Here is a 17,495-nt window from a genome sequence, read left to right as displayed (position 1 = left end):
GGGTCGGAGGTCCGTTCCATGACCCGAATCCAGCAGACCCGCACCCGCCCCACCCGCGGAACCCCGCGGAGCGCCTGCCGTACCGCCCCGCCGCAGGATCACCCGGCGACACCGCTGGGGGAGCCCGTGGCGGACCTGCTCGCCGAACCGCTCAAGGCCAGCACCGCCGACGCCCGGACCCTCTCGCGGTCCCTGTTCCGCCGGCTGAACGCCCTGGAGGAGGGCACGGCCGAGTACGCGTACGTGCGCAACACCCTGGTCGAGCTGAACCTCAGCCTCGTCAAGTACGCCGCCCGCCGCTTCCGCGGCCGCAGCGAGCCCTTCGAGGACATCGTCCAGGTCGGCACGATCGGCCTGATCAAGGCCATCAACCGGTACGACGTCAGCCGCGGGGTGGAGTTCACCACCTTCGCGCTGCCCACCGTCACCGGTGAGATCAAACGCTTCTTCCGCGACACCAGCTGGGCCGTCAAGGTCCCCCGCCGGCTCCAGGAGCTCCGGCTGAACCTGGCCAAGGCCTCCGACGAGCTGGAGCAGGACCTGGGCCGCGGCGCCACCGACGCGGAGCTGGCCGACCGGCTCGGACTGACGGAGGCCGAGCTGGCCGAGGGACGCCGGGCCGCCCAGGTGTACGCCTCGCGGTCGCTCGACGCCCCGGCGCAGGACGACGCCGACTCCGGTACGGCCCAGCGCCCGCTGGGCGAGGAGGAGCCGGTCTACGAGCGCATCGAGTGCCTGGAGTCCCTCAAGCCGCTGCTGGCGGAGCTGCCCGAGCGGGACCGGGAGATCCTGTCCCTGCGCTTCGGCCAGGAGCTCACCCAGTCGCAGATCGGCGAGCGGCTCGGCATCTCGCAGATGCACGTGTCCCGGCTGCTCACCCGGACCCTCGCGACCCTGCGGACCGGCCTGCTGACGGACCCGCCGCTGGAAGACCCCGAGGACGGTCCGGCCGCTCAGACCAGCTCGGGCTGAGGCTCGCGCCGGGGCTGCGGCACGGCCGCCTGCGGGGCCTCGCGGTCCCACAGCCTCGTGGTCCGCAGGTAGCCGTAGACCACCGAGGCCGCCGCCAGGACGAGCAGCGGCCCGCACAGCCACGGCAGCGCGGCCAGCTCCTGCGACAGGTAGCGGTAGGAGAGCAGCAGCGCGGTGAACACGGCCGTTCCGTACCCGGCCAGCAGGAGCCCCCGCCGGTCCCGGCCCCGGTCGACGGCGCGCAGCGCGGCTTCGATCGTGACCGTGAACACCACGCCGGCGAGGATGTCCGAGCCGTAGTGGTAGCCGAATCCCAGCGTGGCGCCGAGGGTGGCGACCAGCCAGAAGGAACCGAGGAACCGCAGGGCCCGCGGGCCCTTCCGCGAATGGATGAAGATCGCGGTGGCCCACGCCGTGTGCAGGCTCGGCATGCAGTTGCGCGGGGTGAATCCGTCGAAGAGCATCGCCTGCGGGGTGCCGAGCGGCGGCGGCGTGTTCGGCCAGAGGTCGGCCAGGGCCCACTGGCCGCCGTCGGCGCCGTAGGCGAGGACCGGGCCGACCACCGGGAAGATCATGTAGATGCCTGGTCCGAGCAGCCCGACGACCAGGAAGGTGCGCACCAGGTGGTGCTTGGGGAAGCGGCGCTCGGACGCCACGTTGCGCAGCTGGTAGAGGGCGACGAGGACCGCGCCGACCGCCAGCTGGATGTACACCCAGTCCAGGACGTGGGCGCCGACGGCGCCGGTGGCCTGCACGATGCGGCCGGCCACCCATGAGGGGTTGCCGAGCGCGTGGTCGGCGGTCGCCACGTACTGGTCGAGCACCATCGGGCGGGTCTGCGCGGTGATGTCCAGCCAGGTGTAGCCGGTCTTGCGGCCGGTCACGAGCAGCAGGGCCAGTCCGACGCCCTTCAGCAGCAGGGTGCGCTCCCGGCCGGAGCGGCGGGTGACGGCGATGACGGCGCAGGCCAGGGTCACGATCAGGGCGCCGTTGCCGAACATCGTCGGGGCGCCCACCGCCCAGCGCACGAGCCAGAAGACCAGGTCGATGCCGACCGCGGCGCCGACGGCGATGAACCGCTGCCGCCAGGTGAGCACCACGAGCATCAGGGTCATGGCGGCGTACAGCACCGTCCCCGACCGGGGCGGGAAGATCACCTCGCGTGCCTGGGCGGTGATCGGCCCCGGGGAGCCGTAATGGCGCGAGGCGATCTCCAGGGCGACGAGGAACCCCAGGCCGATCAGGCTCGCGGCAGCCCACAGCACCACCCGGGGCCGACGCCACACGGGAGGCTCCGTTCCGCCGTCTTTTCCGGAGAACACTCGCGTTACCGCAGATATCAATTTTTCGGCCGATGTTCATGTTTCGACGTGATCATTGTTAGGCCGAACATGTTATCGGAGCGGCCGTGCCTGTAGATACGGGCGGTACCGCCGGGGCCGGACACCGGGAACCGCGGCGGAGGGCCGGCCGGGGTGGCCGGCCCTCGGGGTGCGCCCCCTAGCGCGCGGCGCGGCGCACGGTGTTGCGGAGGGTGCCGATCCCCTCGACCACGGCCTCGACGACGTCACCGTCCTGGATGACCCCGGCCCCGGGCGTACCCGTGGAGAGGACGGATCCGGCGTCGAGGGTCATGCCGCCGGAGAAGTGGGCGACCTGCCAGTACGGGTCGCGCATCATGGCGGAGACCTGGTTGGTGGCGATGGTATCGCCGTTGACCACCGTGGAGATGCGGATCGAGGAGAGGTCCGCGACCTCGTCCGGGGTCACGATCCACGGGCCGAGGCTGCAGAACGTGTCGAACGCCTTGGACCACGGGATGTAGCGCGGGTTGACCCGGATCGCGTCCTCGGCGGTCATGTCCAGGATGGTCGTGTAGCCGAAGATGACGGAGGCCGCGTCCTGCGGCGCGACGTCCCGGCAGGTCCGGCCGATCACCACGCCGAGTTCGGCCTCCGCCGTGACGCGGTCCGACTGGGCCGGCAGGACGATCTCGTCGCCGTCGCCGATGACGCAGCTGCTCGGACGCAGGTACGAGCCGGGGGTGCCGACGGGCTGCTCGACGTCGAGGTCGGCGGCGTGCCCCCGGAAGTTCAGCCCGACTCCCCACAGCTTGGGCGGGTGGCGGTAGATCGGCCCGAAGGCCACCTCGGCGGAGTGGACGGCCTTGGCCCTGGCCGGCGGGTCGGCCAGGGCCTCCCGGATGCTGCCCAGCTGGTCGCCGACGACGATGTCGAAGAGGGTCGGACCGAGCGCGGTCCCGGTCAGCTCGGCGAGGACGCTGAGCCGGACGATCCCGCCGTCGACCGCGATGCCGACGTCCTCCCGGCCGTCCACGGTCAGGGTGCAAAGGCGCATGGGTACTCCGTTTCCAGGAACAGATGGCGAAAGGTGGGTCAGCTCGCGCGCAGCGCGAGCCTGGGGGCGAGCGGGGAGCGGCCCCGCGTCGCGGCCCGGACGAGATTGAGGAGGGTGAAGCGGACGGGACCGCCCGGCTTCGAGGGGACCTCGGCGATCAGGCCGGCGTGCAGCAGTGACTGGAGGGCGAGGGCCGCCTGCGCCCTGGGCAGCCCGGACCGCCGGACGACCTGGTCGACGGTCCAGCCTTCGGACCGGCCTGCGAGCCGCAGGGCCAGGTCCTGGATGACGGGGGTCTGCTGGGCGAGTACGTCCTGTGCCGCAGCCACGGGGTCGGTCCGCATCGCGGGGTGGCTGGCCAGGGCCTCCGGTTCCTCCCGGGCCATGGTCAGCAGTTCGTCGGTGGATATCACGGTGGCCCAGGAGGCGGCGGACTCGAGGGCGCTGGGCAGGCCGTCCAGCCGGGCGCAGATCTCCGCGAGCTTGCGCAGTTCGCCTTCGCCGGCCTGGAAGCCGGGCCGCAGGTCGGCCAGGCGCCGCAGGAGGAAGTCCAGGGCCGGCGCGTGCGCGGGAGGGACCTGCGGCGGCTCCGCGCGCCGGGTGGCGAGGGGGGACACCAGGAACCTGTGGTGGTCCGAGACGCCGTGGGGGACGCGGGCGGTCTCCAGGACGCTCAGGCGCGGGCACTCGCGGATGAGGGTCCACACGGTCTCGCGACGGACCTGGCCGTGGTCGTTGCCGTCGAGGACGAGCAGCGAGGCGCGGTCGCCGATCTGCCGGGCGAGCCTGCTGACGCCCGCGCCCTCGCCGACGAGCAGGTCGGCGATGGCGGCCTGCAGCGGGCCGCGGTCGAAGTCCTCCTGTAGCCGGACCCAGAGGACCGCCGCGGAGCCCGTCGCCTCGACGGCACCCGCCGCGGCGGCCGCCAGATGCGTCTTGCCGACGCCCGGGAACCCGGACAGGACCGTGATGCGCTGCTGGTCGTCCAGCAACTGCCGGGTGAGGGAGTCGAGTTCGCGGCCACGTCCGACGAGGGGACGGGCCAGGACGCTGATCGGCAGGCCGAGGGCCTCGAAGAGCACCTCGTCGACCTCGCCGCCCGCCGAGAGTTCGAAGGAGAGCCGTTCGTCGGTGGTCAGCGCCAGCGCGTCCGCGAGGAGCCGTACGGTCTCCCGGCGCGGGGCGGCCACCCGCCCGAGCTCCAGGTTGCGCACCGCCCGCACGCTGACCGTGGAAAGGTCGGCCAAGGTCTTCTGGCTCAGCTGAGCTCGCTTCCGATAGCGCTGGAGCTGGACTCCGAAGTCCTCGACATTCGCCCAGTTCATCATCTTCAATTACTCCAGATATGAATACGCGCGCACGCCGCCACATGAGGGGAGTGACGGTGCCGTACGCAGCCGGCAGCCATTCCCTGTAGGGAATTCCCCTGGCCCCCGTCAGCCGGATCGGTACATATCGGCGGATCAGTCGGCGTACCGACTGGCCCGACCCTAACTGGAGTCGGTTGAACCACGGAACCTCGTGCGATCAAGCGTTGAGTTCCGGTTGGAGGCATATCGGCACTTGTGACGGCAGGCAAGTGCCTCGTACCGCCGTCCCGGTCGGAAGGGAATGCCTCGTATAGCCGCATGATCCCGGTATCGGTCCTGGCGTTTACCGCCACGGTGGCGTGAACCCTCCGCTTCCGGCGGGATGGTGCGGACATTTCGTGTGAGGCATGTCATGCGGACGCGCGGCGGGCGAGCCGCCCCCGGAGCGCCGCCCCGCGGCGGCCGGCCCGCCGGGGGTTCAGGGCCGCAGGGCGACGGCCAGCTCCTTGACCAGCTGCTCCGTCGGACGGACGCGCTCCACCTCCGCGACGGCGGTCATCAGCTCGAAGACGTCGACGTCGGCCGCCTCGGCGCAGCGCGTGATCAGCGGGAAGAAGCTGGAGTGGGTCTGCGTCAGCCCGCCGAGCACCTGGAAGGTCCGGTCGTCGTGCAGCCGCGGGAGCGGGCGCACGACGGTCTCGCTCAGCTGGGCCAGCGCCCGGTAGTCGTAGGCGGCGCCGGCCCGGTGCCGGGTCAGGATCGCGGCGAAGGCCTCGGTCACGGTGTTGCCCGCACCGCGCCCGATGCCGTCGAGCGTGGCGTCCACGTACCGCGCCCCGCCCGTCGCGGCGGCCAGTGCGTTGGCATTGGCGAGCCCGAGGTTGTCGTGGCCGTGGAAGCCGAGCGGAACGGCCACCTCGGCGCCGACCCGGCGGAACAGTTCCTCGACCTCGTGCGGCAGGAATCCGCCGACGGAGTCGACCAGGTAGACGCTGTCGGCCCCGAAGCCGGCGCAGCGCCGGACCGCCGCCACGACCCCGTCCTCGTCGAGGACGTTGGTCTTCATCAGGTTCACGAACGTGCGCAGGCCCAGTTCCTTCGCCAGCTCGACGAAGTGCCCGGCCGGGGACACGTCGGTGATGTCCACGCCGATGCGCACGAATCCCATTCCGGCGTCGGCGGCGCGCACGAGGTGGTCCGGCTCGGCGAGACCGGGAATGCAGAACATCCCCCAGGCCGTCCGGCGCAGCGTCTCGGCGGCGACGGCGAAGCAGCGTTCGTCACCGACGAGGCTGGGGCGGGAAAGCGCCTCGCCGGCGTTGAGACCGAGGCCGTGACCCATTTCGATCAGCCCCAGTCCCGCGTTCTCCAGGCCGGTCAGGACGGCTCGGATGGTCTCCTCCGTGAACCTGAAGTCCACGGAATAGCTGCCGTCCCGGAGCGTGCAGTCAAGAATCTCGGCCGCAGCCGGAATATTACGGTCGACGGTTTCTTGCAAGACGCCGGTCATGGGAACTCCCTAACCCATAGGAAAGTCGCTCAGGGGTCTTCAAGCTACCCCGGGGCCGAACTGCGGGAGAGGCAACGGAAGAGGCACTTTCACTGCTTCTGGGAAAGCCCAAGATGCCGCCCCGTGAGTGGCGTCGATCCTTGTATGGTCTCCACGTCGGTGCGGGATCGACTACCGCACGCCGCTCACGTGCGCATACGTGCGGACCGGGCCCGGCCGGAGCCGATCGTGACCACCGCGAAGAAGGTCCCTTCACGGGAAATTCCCTCTCCGATAAGCAGAGGGGACCTTCACGGGCAACGGATTCCCGGTCGAGAAACGGCCGGGACCGCGAGGCGGAGTGCGGCCGCCGCTCGCACGAGGCGGACTCCGACGGTCCTGCGATCACCGCCGCGTAGCCTCCGCGTGACGCCTCCGACGACGTCCCGGACTTCACCGAAGGAAGGAACCGCTCATGGACAACACCCACGCATTACCCGCCGCCGCCCGCGTCAGGCGGCCGTAATGCCCACGCAGCTGCCGCTCTTCGTCCTGACCACCTGGCTCCTGGCGATGCTGCCGGGCGCCGGACAGGCGATGATGATGCGGCAGACCCTGGAGGGCGGGCTGGGCGCCGCGCGGGCGACCATCGTCGGCAACGCGGTGGGACTGCTCGTCTGGTCCCTGTCGGCGGCGGCGGGCCTGTCCACGCTGCTGCTGACCAACCCCGGCGTCTACACCGTCGTACGGATCGCCGGCGGCCTGGTGCTCGTCGTCCTGGGGGTCAACACGCTCCGGGCGCAGCGCGGCGGCCCGGCACCACCGGGACGGGACGGCCCGCGCACAGGCAGCTGGGGCGCCTTCGGCACGGGTCTCGCGACGAACCTGGGCAACCCGAAAGCAGGTGTCTTCGCGGTCTCGGTACTACCGCAGTTCGTCACCGCGCACGGGCCCGCCTTCGCCTCGATCGCACTGCTGGGCGCCGTATGGGCGTTCGTGAACGCCTGCTGGTACCTGCTGTTCACCTGGGGCGTCAGCCGCGGCCGGGCCCTGATGACCCGGCCGGCCGTGCAGCGGGGGCTGCGCGTGGTCACCGGGCTGGTACTCCTGGCGCTCGGGACCGCGGTCGCCGCAGGGGTCTGACGGTCTCCGCCGCCGCGTCGCGCCAGGCCCCCGGGGGCCGGCCCGTGCGGCGGTGGCCGGCCGCCTTGGACGGCGAGGTCCAGCCATCTGATGCCCTGGGCGAGGCGGACTCCGCGACTGGCGGCCGGGCCTTCCTGTTCGACGGCAAGGACCAGTACCTGACGCTGCCCGCGGGCAAGCAGCAGGCGGTCGCCCCGAGCGGCGACCTGACCCTGGAGGCCTGGGTCAACCCCGAGGCGGGAGGGGGCCGGGTCATCTACGAGCTGATCAGGCGCCTCGAACCGTACGTCCGCCCCGCCGCCACGAGCGCCACCGCCCTGGCCACGGCCACCCGCGAGACCCTGGCCGCCCAGTTGCCCGAACTGCTGCCCCACAGCGCCGAGATCATCGACTACTTCGGCCACTACTTCGGCATGGACACCTGACACCCACCCGGCCCTCCGACCCCCCCGAGGGCCGGGCCCCCACCGCCGCGCAAAACGAGCCGTTCGTCACCCTTGGCTTGATTGGCCGTCTTGTCGGGTGTTCGGAGAGTTCCGGAGGATGGCGCAGCCGGGCACGATCCGTGATCGTGCCCGTGACGGCTCCTGCACGTCCTGCCCTTTCCCCCAGTCTCCCTGGAGTGTGCCCGTACCCGACGCCACGATCGATCTGCCGCTGAGCTTCGGAGTTCCGGAGGATTTTCAGGACATCGACTTCGCGGTATCCGCGGAGGTGAACACCAACCGGCTGATCGACCGGCTGAACATGGTCGACCCGCAGCCGTCGGAGGCGGAAATCGCGCACGCCGTCCTGGCGCAGCAGTCGATGTACGAGATGCTCAGCGCGGCGGGCGCCGTCTACGCGGGCACCCTGCTCTCCGGGCCGACGCGCGAGGAACCGGAGAAGCGGCTGTCGTCCGTGACGCTGACGGTGACCGCGCGCCCCAGTGAGCTGTCGAACGAGCTGACCGTGCACCGTCTGGCTCGCACCATGGGCGCCCTTTACCCGGATGCCGAGGTGGGTGTCGTCCGCCTCGAAGCCGGGCCGGCGGTGCTGCTCACCGAGGAGAGGAAGGTGGAGCGGCCGGTGAACCTCCTGGGCGAGGGAGGTGGCGCCACCGTCGTGCGCCAGCTCCACGTCTTCGTGCCCATCCCGGGCCGGCTGGCGATGGCGGACTTCGCCATCGCCACGGAGAACACCGCCGAGTGGGAGGACTGCGTCGAGATCCTCGCCCAGGTCTGCCGGACCATCGTCTTCGCCGAAGCCGCCTGAGAAGGGATCAGCCCGCGATGCGCATCTCGTACCAGATCAGCGAGCAGCTCTACAGCCTCGGCTTCGACCCGGGCAGCGACAAGTACGTCGGCGCCATCCACTCCGAACTCAACATGTACACCGGCAACGAGCGGGACGCCCTGAGGATCTGGGGCTGGGACCCGAACACGCTCACCGACGCCGACCGGTACAAGATCGACCAGCTGCTGCGGATGTTCGTCTTCCAGGAGAACCAGATCCTCTCCGCCCTGCGGCGCCTGGACGAGGAGTACCGGGCCTACCTGGAGTCAAACCCGGAAGCGGCCCGCCAGGCCGAAGCCTTCACGCAGTCCCTCCAGGACGACCTGGAGAAGCAGTACACGCAGCTCCAGGAGTGGGCACCGTCCGCGGAATCGCCCTTCCCGCCCTCAAGCAGCGACCTGGAGTGGCTGCGCTTTTCGGTGCAGGGCGTGATGTCGTTCATGCACCCGGAGATCGCCCGCAACACCGGCCCCAACTACTCCCTCGCCATGGGAGGCATGAGCTTCACCGGGAACTACTGGCGGCTCAAGGACAACGGCTACGCCCGGGACCGGATCCCCGACGGCTACCTCTACGACCTCATCGACACCGCCATCGCCCTCCAGGCCGAGTTCCAGCTCCAGGCCCTGCTCACCGACCGCGAATTCACCCGCATCATCACGACGCGGGGCCAGGAGTTCGAGTGGCTCAAGGCCGAGGCCGCGCGCAAGGCGGCCGCCGAGCAGGGCGGCGGATTCTGGTCGCTGTTCGGTGACATTCTGGGCATCGTCTCCGCGGTCTCCGGCGTTCTGGCCCTCATCCCGGTCTTCACCCCGATCGCGGGGCCGATCGCCGTCGTCACCGCTGTCGCCTCGCTCGGAGCGCACACGGTGGACGCGTCCATCAAGGGCGACTGGGACGCCACGACGTTCGCCGGTCTCGGCGCCGACGCCCTCGCGGCCCTCCCCGGGATCGGTGCGGTCGCCAAGAGCCTGAAGGCCGGCCGAGCCGCCATGAAGACGATCGGCACCGCCGGCAACGCGGTCTCCAAGGCCAGCGTCGTCTCCAAGACCGCCGGCCGCACCTTCCTCGCCACCACCGGCGGCTCCGCCGCCTCCGATGCCTCGGCCGTCTTCAACTACATCGGCACCAAGGGCGCCAAGGTCGTCAGCGGCTCCGCCACCTCCGGAAAGATCGCGGGCAAGGTCCTTCAGGGCTCGGTCAACCTCTCCACCCAGGTCCCCCTGGTGGTGGAACTGGCCTCCGGCACGGACATGTCCGACCCGAAGACCGCAGCCACGGGTGCCGCTCTGACGGCCAACTACGGGCAGTCCATCGGCAGCTGGGGCGCCGTCGGCGCGGCTGCCAAGAAGTCCGGCACCGTCTCCCTGGCACTGTTCGCGGGGATCATCGGCCGCCGCTGACACCGACCCCGAACGCTCAAGCGGCCGGGCCGGCGGCGGTGATCCGCCAGCAGATGGAGCTTGCCGGTCAACCCGCCCCGGCACCGTCCCAGGGCCTCACGGCCCTCTGCATGCCCGCCGGGCTCCCCGTCCGCGAGCCCGTCCAGCTGCTTGATGAGGGCACCCGGGTCGACGGGGACACGGGACCTGCGCTCGTCGTCGAGCTGCCCTGCGGTGTAGTGCAGCCGGTGGGCAGCGGCGCGGTAGGGCGCTCGGGTATGTGGCGCCCCAAGTGCCTGCCTGGCCTATGACCGAGCGGACGTGCACGCCAACTCGTGCGACGGCCGCTTCTGTCCCGGCTGATCTCCGCTCGCCGCCCCGGAGCCGGCAAAGAGCGTTCCCACCTCCTCGACGGACAATGGGGAGGCCGGATTATTTCCCAATGCGCCTCCCAATGAGGTGATTCGCCAAGAAGATCACCCGATGGGGTGAGCGCATACGGATCCTGGCCGCTCAGCCCTCCTTCTGGTGGCAGATTCCCCTCTGCACGTCGGTGGTTCGTCACCGTCGTCCGCCTCATGCCGCCGACGGCGGAGCAGGAGCAAGTCGCGAGATGCCCAGGCACCATACGGGGTGCTGTTCGGGCCGATCCTTCTACGGGCGCCGGCAGTCGGATCGTACGGAGCGGAACATGTCGCACTCCCACGGTGAGCGGCCTGCATCCCGCTGGCGCGAGGCTTTGGCCTTCGGGCGCGTGTCACGCTCCCGCAGAGGCAGAGCGTGCTTTTCGCCCGGCGCCTGCCGGGGAAAGGCGACAGTCCCGTGGCCTACAAACGACCCGATGGCGTTTACCCATACATCGGCACCGATACCTGGGCTAAGCACCTGGCTGACGCGGTCGAGAACACCTGCGAGCAGCACGGCGTGGTCCCGCCCCCGCGTATTGCGATCACCGAGGGCCTCGCCACCGCCCTCGGCGACACTGAGATCAAGAAGATCGTGGCCACCGTAGGAGGGAAGAAGGTCCTGCGCCCCAACACGTGTCGGCCGGTGCAGGCGGGCGCCGACACGGTCCTCCTCCTCATCTGTGACGTCCACGGTGCTGCCGTGGTGCCGTGGGACCTCAATGACCGTACGGTCAGCTCCTGGACACCGCCCAGTCCGGAGGCAACGCAACGCGTCTCAGCCCTGATCGCCGCCGAAACGGCGCTGGAGAAGGCCGAGAAGGAACAGAGGATCGCCGAAAAGGAGCGCGACGCCCGCCGCCGCGCACCCGGCGACGAGACCTATGCCGCCGAGGCGCTCGCCGCCGCGGGGGAGAAGTTCGCTGAGGCAGCCCGGAAAGTGAGGGATGCCAAGCGCGAACGTGACGCCCTCCTGGCCGCGCTTGGGCACCGTCGGCCCCGCCCCGTAGTCCAGGCGGTAGACGACAACGGTCAGCCCATGTCAGCCCTGACGCTCGCGGAGCAACCGTATGAGGTGGCGGTACACATCCAGCGTTACGCTGCGGCCAACCTGCGGCGCGCAGGCAAGACTCGAGGCTACGACCTCACTGAGTCCCTGGTTGCCTCAGGGCAGCTCACTCGCGGCATGAGCGTGCTGCAGCAGTGGCAGATCAAGACTGCCGACGGTACGTCCTCCAGCCTGTGGCGGATGGTGGCGGTGACCGCCAACAACCGGGCGCTGGCCCGCCTCGATATCTTCGGACTACGCCCGGAACACCTGGTCACCGGTATGCCCCAGTCTCTGTGTCCGCTGCCGAAGGAGAAGAACGACCCGACTCTGCTGCTGCTCAACCAGCGCGAGATCCTCAACCGTGTCTCGGCCGGCCTCAACGAGGCCAGTGCTGCGGAGGAGACAGAACCCGAGCACGCGGCCAAGCGCGCCTCCAAGGTCGCCACCGTTCCGATGGAGATTGTCATCGGCTGCAGCAAGCCGGAGGCGCTGGAGCACGTGCTTCGGGCGCTGAACGTCAACGACCACCTGCGCGGAATCCAGCCCTACGACGAAGACGCACGGCTGATCGCTCTGTTCGCCACGCTCGTCGACGCGTACGCCAAGGAGGGCCAGCTCGGTGCAGTGCTCGCCGACACCTTCCCCACCGCGCGGGGGGCGGAACTGCTCGACTTGGGGGGCGTGCGCGATGCCTTGACTGCGAATGGGCCGCTCGATCCGCTGGCCTCCCTGCTGCCGCCAGGCGAGGAGGTCTCGCCGGTCACGATGCGGGACGTGGCCATCCGGGCCATCACAGCGCTCGTCTTCCCCGAGGTTCCTTCCGCTCCACCGTCGACGGGGAGGCGTCAGGTCCGTGACACCGGATGGTTCTGGCCGATTGTGCAAGGGGCGCTGCAGGAGCCGGCGTGGAGTCAGATCCGCGCCAAGACCGCCGAGGCCCGCACGAGGCTGTGGTCCGCGGCCATCGCCCAGTTGTACCTGCACCGGGCCAACATTCTCTCCGCGCTTGGCCTGTTCGGAGTGCCGGAGGCAAAGGAAGGGTCCGGGCAGGACCCGAGGTCGCTGAAGGACCTGTTCCTGGGGGCCGAGGCCGGCGATCCCACCGCGTGGGCCGCACTGGTGCGCCGGATGGCACCGAACCTGATGCATGCTCCTGAGCCGCTGATCACACCGGGCCAGGGCAGCGAGGCCGGAGACAGTCGCAAGGGTGTGCGCCGAACCCCGTCCAGTGCGCTCGCGGCCCTGACGCTGGCGTACACCGAGCAGACCCCGCACGTCAGCAGGGCGCTGCTCCTTGCTTTCGCGCGGGCTGTGTTGGCACACCCTGATGCGATGGAGCCACCCGAGACACCCGAGGGGGGTCGGCCGGTCTGTTACGGCGAGCGGTACTGGGACGACACGGCACGAACCGCGATCGTGCCGGGAATGGTGCTCGTCCCGGACATGGACGGCCGCCCCACCTCCTTCGTCGTCGACAAGGCGTGGTTTGACGAGATGTTCCCCGTGGAGTTGGGCCGCGCCACACAGACCCATGCTGCTGGGGGCGCGAGCGGAGGGCCGTCGACTTCCAGGGCCATCGATCCCGCCGACGCCGGCGCCACCGTGCACGAATATGCGCCTGTGGACCCGCGCGATCAGCTGGCCAGCCTCCGAAGGGAGCTGCCGGCCCGCGTCGAGTTGGCCGAGGGAAGCTATCAGAGCGCAGTCGCCGCTGCCGACGCTTTGCTCGCCGATTTCGAGGAGGCCCGCCGTCTGCGCACCCAGCTGGGCGAGGAACCGCTGCCCGCGGACGAGCGGATCACGTGGATGGAGAAGCTCGTGAAGGCGCGCGATGCTGCGCAGACCAGCGTGTCAGCCCTGGAGCAAGTGGAGAGCCTGATCCTGCAGATCTAGGTGTATTGCCCTGGGAGGTTGTGGACGGGTGATGCAGGTCTCGGCTGAGGGATCTTGAACGGGTGAGGGCCTTCCGGGTTCGGTGTGGATTGCGACGTCTACACCGACCAGCAGAAGGCCCTCATGCCCCACCGTAATGCACCCCTGACCGAGACCGGACGCCTTCGCCTGGCCCGCTGCGTGGTCGAGGACGGCTGGCCGCTGCGCCGGGCGGCCGAGCGATTCCAGGTCTCGCCCACCACCGCCCAGCGGTGGGCGGCCCGCTACCGGGCCGGGGGTGAGGCCGGAATGACCGACCGGTCCTCGCGCCCGCACACCAGCCCGCGCCGGACCCCGACCCGCATCGAGCGGCGGATCATCAAGGTCCGCCTCGCCCGCCGGTGGGGGCCCGCCCGCATCGCCCACCTGCTCAACCTGGTGCCCTCGACGGTGCACCGGATCCTGACCCGGTTCGGCCTGGCCCGTCTCACGCACCTGGACCGCGCCACCGGCGCCGTCATACGCCGCTACGAACGCGACCGTCCGGGCGAGCTGGTCCACGTGGACATCAAGAAGCTCGGCAACATCCCCGACGGCGGCGGCCACAAGACCCTCGGCCGCCAGGCCGGCCGCAAGAACCGCTCCAGCGCCGGCTACAGCTACATCCACACCGCCGTCGACGACCACTCCCGCCTCGCCTACAGCGAGATCCACGCCGACGAGAAGAAGGAGACCGCCACCGCCTTCTGGGCCCGGGCCCAGGCCTACTTCGCCGGCGTGGGCATCACCGTCGAACGGGTCCTGACCGACAACGGCGCCTGCTACCGCTCCCGCGACTGGCGCGACGCCCTGACAGCGGCCGGGATCGCCCACAAGCGAACCCGGCCCTACCGGCCCCAGACCAACGGCAAGGTCGAACGCCTCAACCGGACCCTGCTCGAGGAGTGGGCCTACGCCCGCCCCTACCACTCAGAGCAGGAACGACGCGACGCCTTCCCTGGCTGGCTCCACACCTACAATCACCACCGCGGACACACCGCACTCGCAGGCAAACCACCCGCCAGCCGCGTCCCCAACCTCACAGGGCAGTACATCTAGGGCGCCGCGGGGTCAACCGTGGACTCCCAGCCTCCATCGTCTGTTGGCGGCCCGCGGACTACCGTTCACGGCCTTCAGCGTCCCGGACATGACGAACACAGGCAGCATCCTCTTCGTCACTCAGCCCCCGGAATCGTGACGAGTCCAGCGGCTGGGTTCGCTGTCAAACGCCTTGATTCGATGACGGAGGACGCCTACTGCGGCAGAACCGCGCGCCGCTCAGGCGGGAGCGCGTGTCTGCCGGTCCTGGACAAGGTCATCCCTCTGGCGTAGAGATCACGGAAGGGATGCTGTTGGTGATCTTGTCGGGACCCATTGACGCTGCGCTGTTGCGCCCCGTGCGGCGTGCCGGAGTTGTCGCCGATAGCCGTTCTCTCGTGCGGCTTCGGCCGGCACCCGGGCTCGTCGGGGCGCCGTGTGACCAGCGACTACTGGAACGCGACAGCGCTCGTGCCGGAGATCACCCACAGCATCCGGAGGCCCGGTCAGAACCCCGTAGCTTGAGTCTGGCGTGGGTTCGCGGGTTCTCTGGGTGGACCCCGTTTGGCATGGGCGGCGATGACGGCCGGCGGGCGGTTCAGGGCCTGGCGGGGCGGCGGCCCATGGAGCCCCGCCGGCTCAGGGGCGGGAGGCCGTGTCGTTCGCGGGCGGTTTCGTCGAAGTCGTCGAGGAAGGCGTGCAGTTCCTCGGCGAGGTGGTCCAGGCAGTCCACCGCAAACAGGAGGGGCTGGTAGCCGGTGACCTGGTAGGGCTGGCGGACGAGGTCGAGGATGTTCCATCGGCGGATGCGGGCCCGGTGGAAGCGGTGCAGCTCTCCGTAGGAGGACAACAACGCCGCTCCGTAGGCCTTGACCGTGCCGTTCTCGCGGGCGACGCCGTATTCGAGGCTGTACCAGTACACGCGGCTGATCAGATCGAGGGCGTCGTCGCTGTCCACACGGCGGGCCGCCCTGCCGACGGTGCGGTACAGGTCGGCGAACCAGGGGCTGCTCAGATGGATGCCGTGCCCGAAGACGTCGTGGATGATGTCGGGCTCCGGCGCGTACAGAGGCACAGCCGGGTGCCGCATGTACTGCACGGCGTGGAAGTAGCCGTCGGCCATCGCGCCCAGGAACCGCTTGTTGGGCACAATGCCTCCGGCCAGTGTGAAGGTGAACCCCGACAGCTCACGCAGCCGGTCTCCGACCTCGGCATGCTGCGGCACGCGATCGGAGGGAATCGGCGCCTGCCGGCAGGCCTCTTCCACCACACGGCACACGCGCCCCTCGCGTGCTCCCGCCAAAGCTGCGTGCACCCGCCTCCAGACCCCGTGTTCGGCAGCCGTGTACTCGACGATGGGCGACGGCGCGCCCACCCGATGCCCTGCGGCGCCGGCGGCAATGGCGTCACGGCGGAGCACATACGCAGGGTCGGCGAAGGCGGGATGAGCGTCGGCGCTTCCCAGTCTGCCGTCCTCCCTGACGGGGGTCATCGCCATCACCTCGACCACGGATTCTCCTGTTCGTCCATGTCCGCAGGGGGCGACGCCTCAGCAGTACGCAGCGGTCCGGCCTGCTCGTTACGCTTCGGCACACGGCGGAGTCCCGCCCCGACGGCTGAACCCGGCCCGGAGGACCATCGGCACCACGCACCTGTCCCGACGTCCCGCGGGTCGGCCATGACGTTCCGGGCCCGGATCGGGATTGCATCGTTCAACGATGCTGCGCCCCAGGTGTCACGCGGGGGCCGACTGGGTTCTAGGACCGGTTGGCAGCAGGTGCGGGGGCTGCTGTCGGGGTCGCGTGCGCAGGAGCGTGTGGGGCGGGCGCTGGCACTGGGCGACTCGGTGCCGATCAGCCGCAAGGACTACGGCATCACGAGCACACGGCACTGCGTGGGAGCCGGGGACCGGATGGAACCCTGAGGTGCGCCTTGAACAGGGTCCGGAAGTTGGCTGGTGTGCCCGGGCCGTTCGGACGGGACGCTGCCGCTGCCGCGACCACTGAGGGCCGGAGGGAGCACGCCCAGACGGATCAGGGCTCGATGACCAGGCGCTCGATCAGTTCGTCGCGGAGGCTGAACTGATAGCGCAGGTCGACGCTGCCTCCGGGGAAGTTGCCTTCGAGGTGATGTGTGGCGACGTAGTGGGCCGGATCGATCTGCTGCGCTTCGGTGAGTTCGATGGTGTAGGTGAACTCGGTGGCGGAGCGGTCCAGCCACCGTTCAATTGCAGTGGCGCCCTGGTACGTCTTGCCGTCATCGGTCACCGTGGCGTCGCTGGTGAAGGCGGTGACTGCGGTCGAGGTGTCGTGGTCCCGGTGGGCCCGCAGGTAGCGGGTGATCGTCTTGGGCAAGTCGCTCGGGGCTATGGTGTGGGGCTGATGGCTCGGCATGACGGTCCTCCTGACTGTGGGGGCTCAGACGGCGGGGGTGGTACCGCCGTCGATGACGTGTTCGGCGCCGACGATGGCCGAGGCGCGGTCGGATACGAGGAAGGCGACGAGTTCAGCGACTTCCTCCGGTCGGTTGGGGCGGCCGAGGGGAATCCCGCCGAGTGAGCCCATGAGGCGGTCCAGGGCGGTTTCCCGGGTGGCGCCGGCCTCCTGGGCGATCTTGGCGACCAGGTTGTCTGCGGCGGTGGTCTGGATGAAGCCCGGTGAGACGGTGTTGACGCGGACGCCGCGCGGGGCGACCTCTGGAGGGTGGGCTACGCCTGCCGGAGTTCGAGCACGGGAATGGTGCGGATTCCAGCAGTCTTTCGTGCGTACTCGGCAAAGCCGGGGTAACGCCGTGCCTGCTCGGCGTAGATGCGGTCGCGTTCAGCGCCGGTCAGTTCGCGCACGGTCACCTGGTAGGTCGCGGTGCCGCGTTCGATGGTGCCCTCACCGGCGGCGGTCAGATTGCGGTACCAATCCGGGTCGGTGGGTGCTCCGCCCTTGGAGGCGAAGACATAGACGATGTCCGGCGCGGTGTCGTGCGGGAGGTACATCATCGGGCTGACGTGCTCCTGCCCACTCTTGCGTCCGCGGTGATGGACGAGGACCAGCGGAGCGCCCTCGAAGACCCCGCCGACCCTGCCCTCGTTCGCCCGGAACTCCGCGATGACCTTCGCGTTCCGGTCGAGTGCTTCGCTCATGTCGAACTCCTGTCGTCCACGAACCC

General features: G+C 70.0%; 14 protein-coding genes and 1 pseudogene. 7 read left to right on the top strand and 8 right to left on the bottom strand.

All coding sequences use genetic code 11. The annotated features are described in order from the left end of the window. Nucleotides 1-18 precede the first annotated feature (18 nt). Nucleotides 19-972: a SigB/SigF/SigG family RNA polymerase sigma factor gene (locus BX286_RS30335; protein WP_121016902.1), complete on the top strand. Its 954-nt coding sequence runs from the start codon at nt 19-21 to the stop codon at nt 970-972. Here BX286_RS30335 and BX286_RS30330 read toward each other — a convergent pair. The 4 genes from BX286_RS30330 to BX286_RS30315 form a co-directional block, all read right to left on the bottom strand. Beyond that, a complete protein-coding gene (locus BX286_RS30330) occupies nt 954-2,258 on the bottom strand; it encodes a phosphatase PAP2 family protein (RefSeq protein ID WP_261993549.1) in 1,305 nt (434 codons plus the stop codon). The two genes, BX286_RS30335 and BX286_RS30330, sit on opposite strands and share 19 nt — an antisense overlap. A gap of 214 nt (nt 2,259-2,472) precedes the next feature. Then, the gene (locus tag BX286_RS30325; RefSeq protein ID WP_121016900.1) at nt 2,473-3,330 is read right to left on the bottom strand and encodes a fumarylacetoacetate hydrolase family protein; all 858 of its coding nucleotides are present in this window, start codon (nt 3,328-3,330) and stop codon (nt 2,473-2,475) included. A gap of 38 nt (nt 3,331-3,368) precedes the next feature. Then, on the bottom strand, nt 3,369-4,655 hold the full coding sequence (locus BX286_RS30320) for a helix-turn-helix domain-containing protein (protein ID WP_187344218.1): 1,287 nt from the start codon (nt 4,653-4,655) through the stop codon (nt 3,369-3,371). A 463-nt stretch (nt 4,656-5,118) separates the two neighbouring features. Further along, on the bottom strand, nt 5,119-6,150 hold the full coding sequence (locus BX286_RS30315; protein WP_121016895.1) for a 4-hydroxy-2-oxovalerate aldolase: 1,032 nt from the start codon (nt 6,148-6,150) through the stop codon (nt 5,119-5,121). Nucleotides 6,151-6,654: 504 nt separating this feature from the next. Here BX286_RS30315 and BX286_RS36780 point away from each other — a divergent pair. From BX286_RS36780 to BX286_RS30280, 6 genes are all read left to right on the top strand, one after another. Then, nucleotides 6,655-7,272 (top strand): LysE family translocator, encoded by a 618-nt coding sequence (locus BX286_RS36780; RefSeq protein WP_159036700.1) that lies wholly within the window; start codon nt 6,655-6,657, stop codon nt 7,270-7,272. Between the two features lie 65 nt (nt 7,273-7,337). Continuing rightward, entirely contained in the window at nt 7,338-7,697 is a 360-nt protein-coding gene (locus tag BX286_RS30305) for a hypothetical protein (RefSeq protein WP_079430676.1), read from the top strand. A 199-nt stretch (nt 7,698-7,896) separates the two neighbouring features. Then, nucleotides 7,897-8,526: a hypothetical protein gene (locus BX286_RS30300; RefSeq protein WP_121016894.1), complete on the top strand. Its 630-nt coding sequence runs from the start codon at nt 7,897-7,899 to the stop codon at nt 8,524-8,526. A gap of 17 nt (nt 8,527-8,543) precedes the next feature. Beyond that, nucleotides 8,544-9,950 (top strand): hypothetical protein, encoded by a 1,407-nt coding sequence (locus BX286_RS30295; RefSeq protein WP_079430674.1) that lies wholly within the window; start codon nt 8,544-8,546, stop codon nt 9,948-9,950. A gap of 801 nt (nt 9,951-10,751) precedes the next feature. Continuing rightward, nucleotides 10,752-13,277, top strand: coding sequence for a hypothetical protein (locus BX286_RS30285; RefSeq protein ID WP_079430672.1), 2,526 nt, complete (start codon nt 10,752-10,754; stop codon nt 13,275-13,277). A 123-nt stretch (nt 13,278-13,400) separates the two neighbouring features. Then, the gene (locus BX286_RS30280) at nt 13,401-14,354 is read left to right on the top strand and encodes an IS481 family transposase (protein WP_121017770.1); all 954 of its coding nucleotides are present in this window, start codon (nt 13,401-13,403) and stop codon (nt 14,352-14,354) included. A gap of 577 nt (nt 14,355-14,931) precedes the next feature. Here BX286_RS30280 and BX286_RS30275 read toward each other — a convergent pair. The 4 genes and pseudogenes from BX286_RS30275 to BX286_RS30260 form a co-directional block, all read right to left on the bottom strand. Next, the gene (locus BX286_RS30275; protein ID WP_237293382.1) at nt 14,932-15,825 is read right to left on the bottom strand and encodes a phenylalanine 4-monooxygenase; all 894 of its coding nucleotides are present in this window, start codon (nt 15,823-15,825) and stop codon (nt 14,932-14,934) included. A 541-nt stretch (nt 15,826-16,366) separates the two neighbouring features. Next, entirely contained in the window at nt 16,367-16,726 is a 360-nt protein-coding gene (locus tag BX286_RS30270; RefSeq protein ID WP_079430670.1) for a nuclear transport factor 2 family protein, read from the bottom strand. 24 nt (nt 16,727-16,750) lie between these two features. Further along, a pseudogene (locus BX286_RS30265) lies at nt 16,751-17,029 on the bottom strand (SDR family oxidoreductase); the annotation flags it as partial. Between the two features lie 11 nt (nt 17,030-17,040). Beyond that, on the bottom strand, nt 17,041-17,469 hold the full coding sequence (locus BX286_RS30260) for a nitroreductase family deazaflavin-dependent oxidoreductase (protein WP_100862428.1): 429 nt from the start codon (nt 17,467-17,469) through the stop codon (nt 17,041-17,043). Between the last annotated feature and the right edge of the window lie 26 nt (nt 17,470-17,495).

The organism is Streptomyces sp. 3211.6, from assembly GCF_003634815.1.
In the GTDB taxonomy this organism is placed as follows: domain Bacteria; phylum Actinomycetota; class Actinomycetes; order Streptomycetales; family Streptomycetaceae; genus Streptomyces; species Streptomyces katrae_A.
Note: the sequence above shows the minus strand (reverse complement) of the source record. Positions and strands in the feature narration are given on the sequence as shown.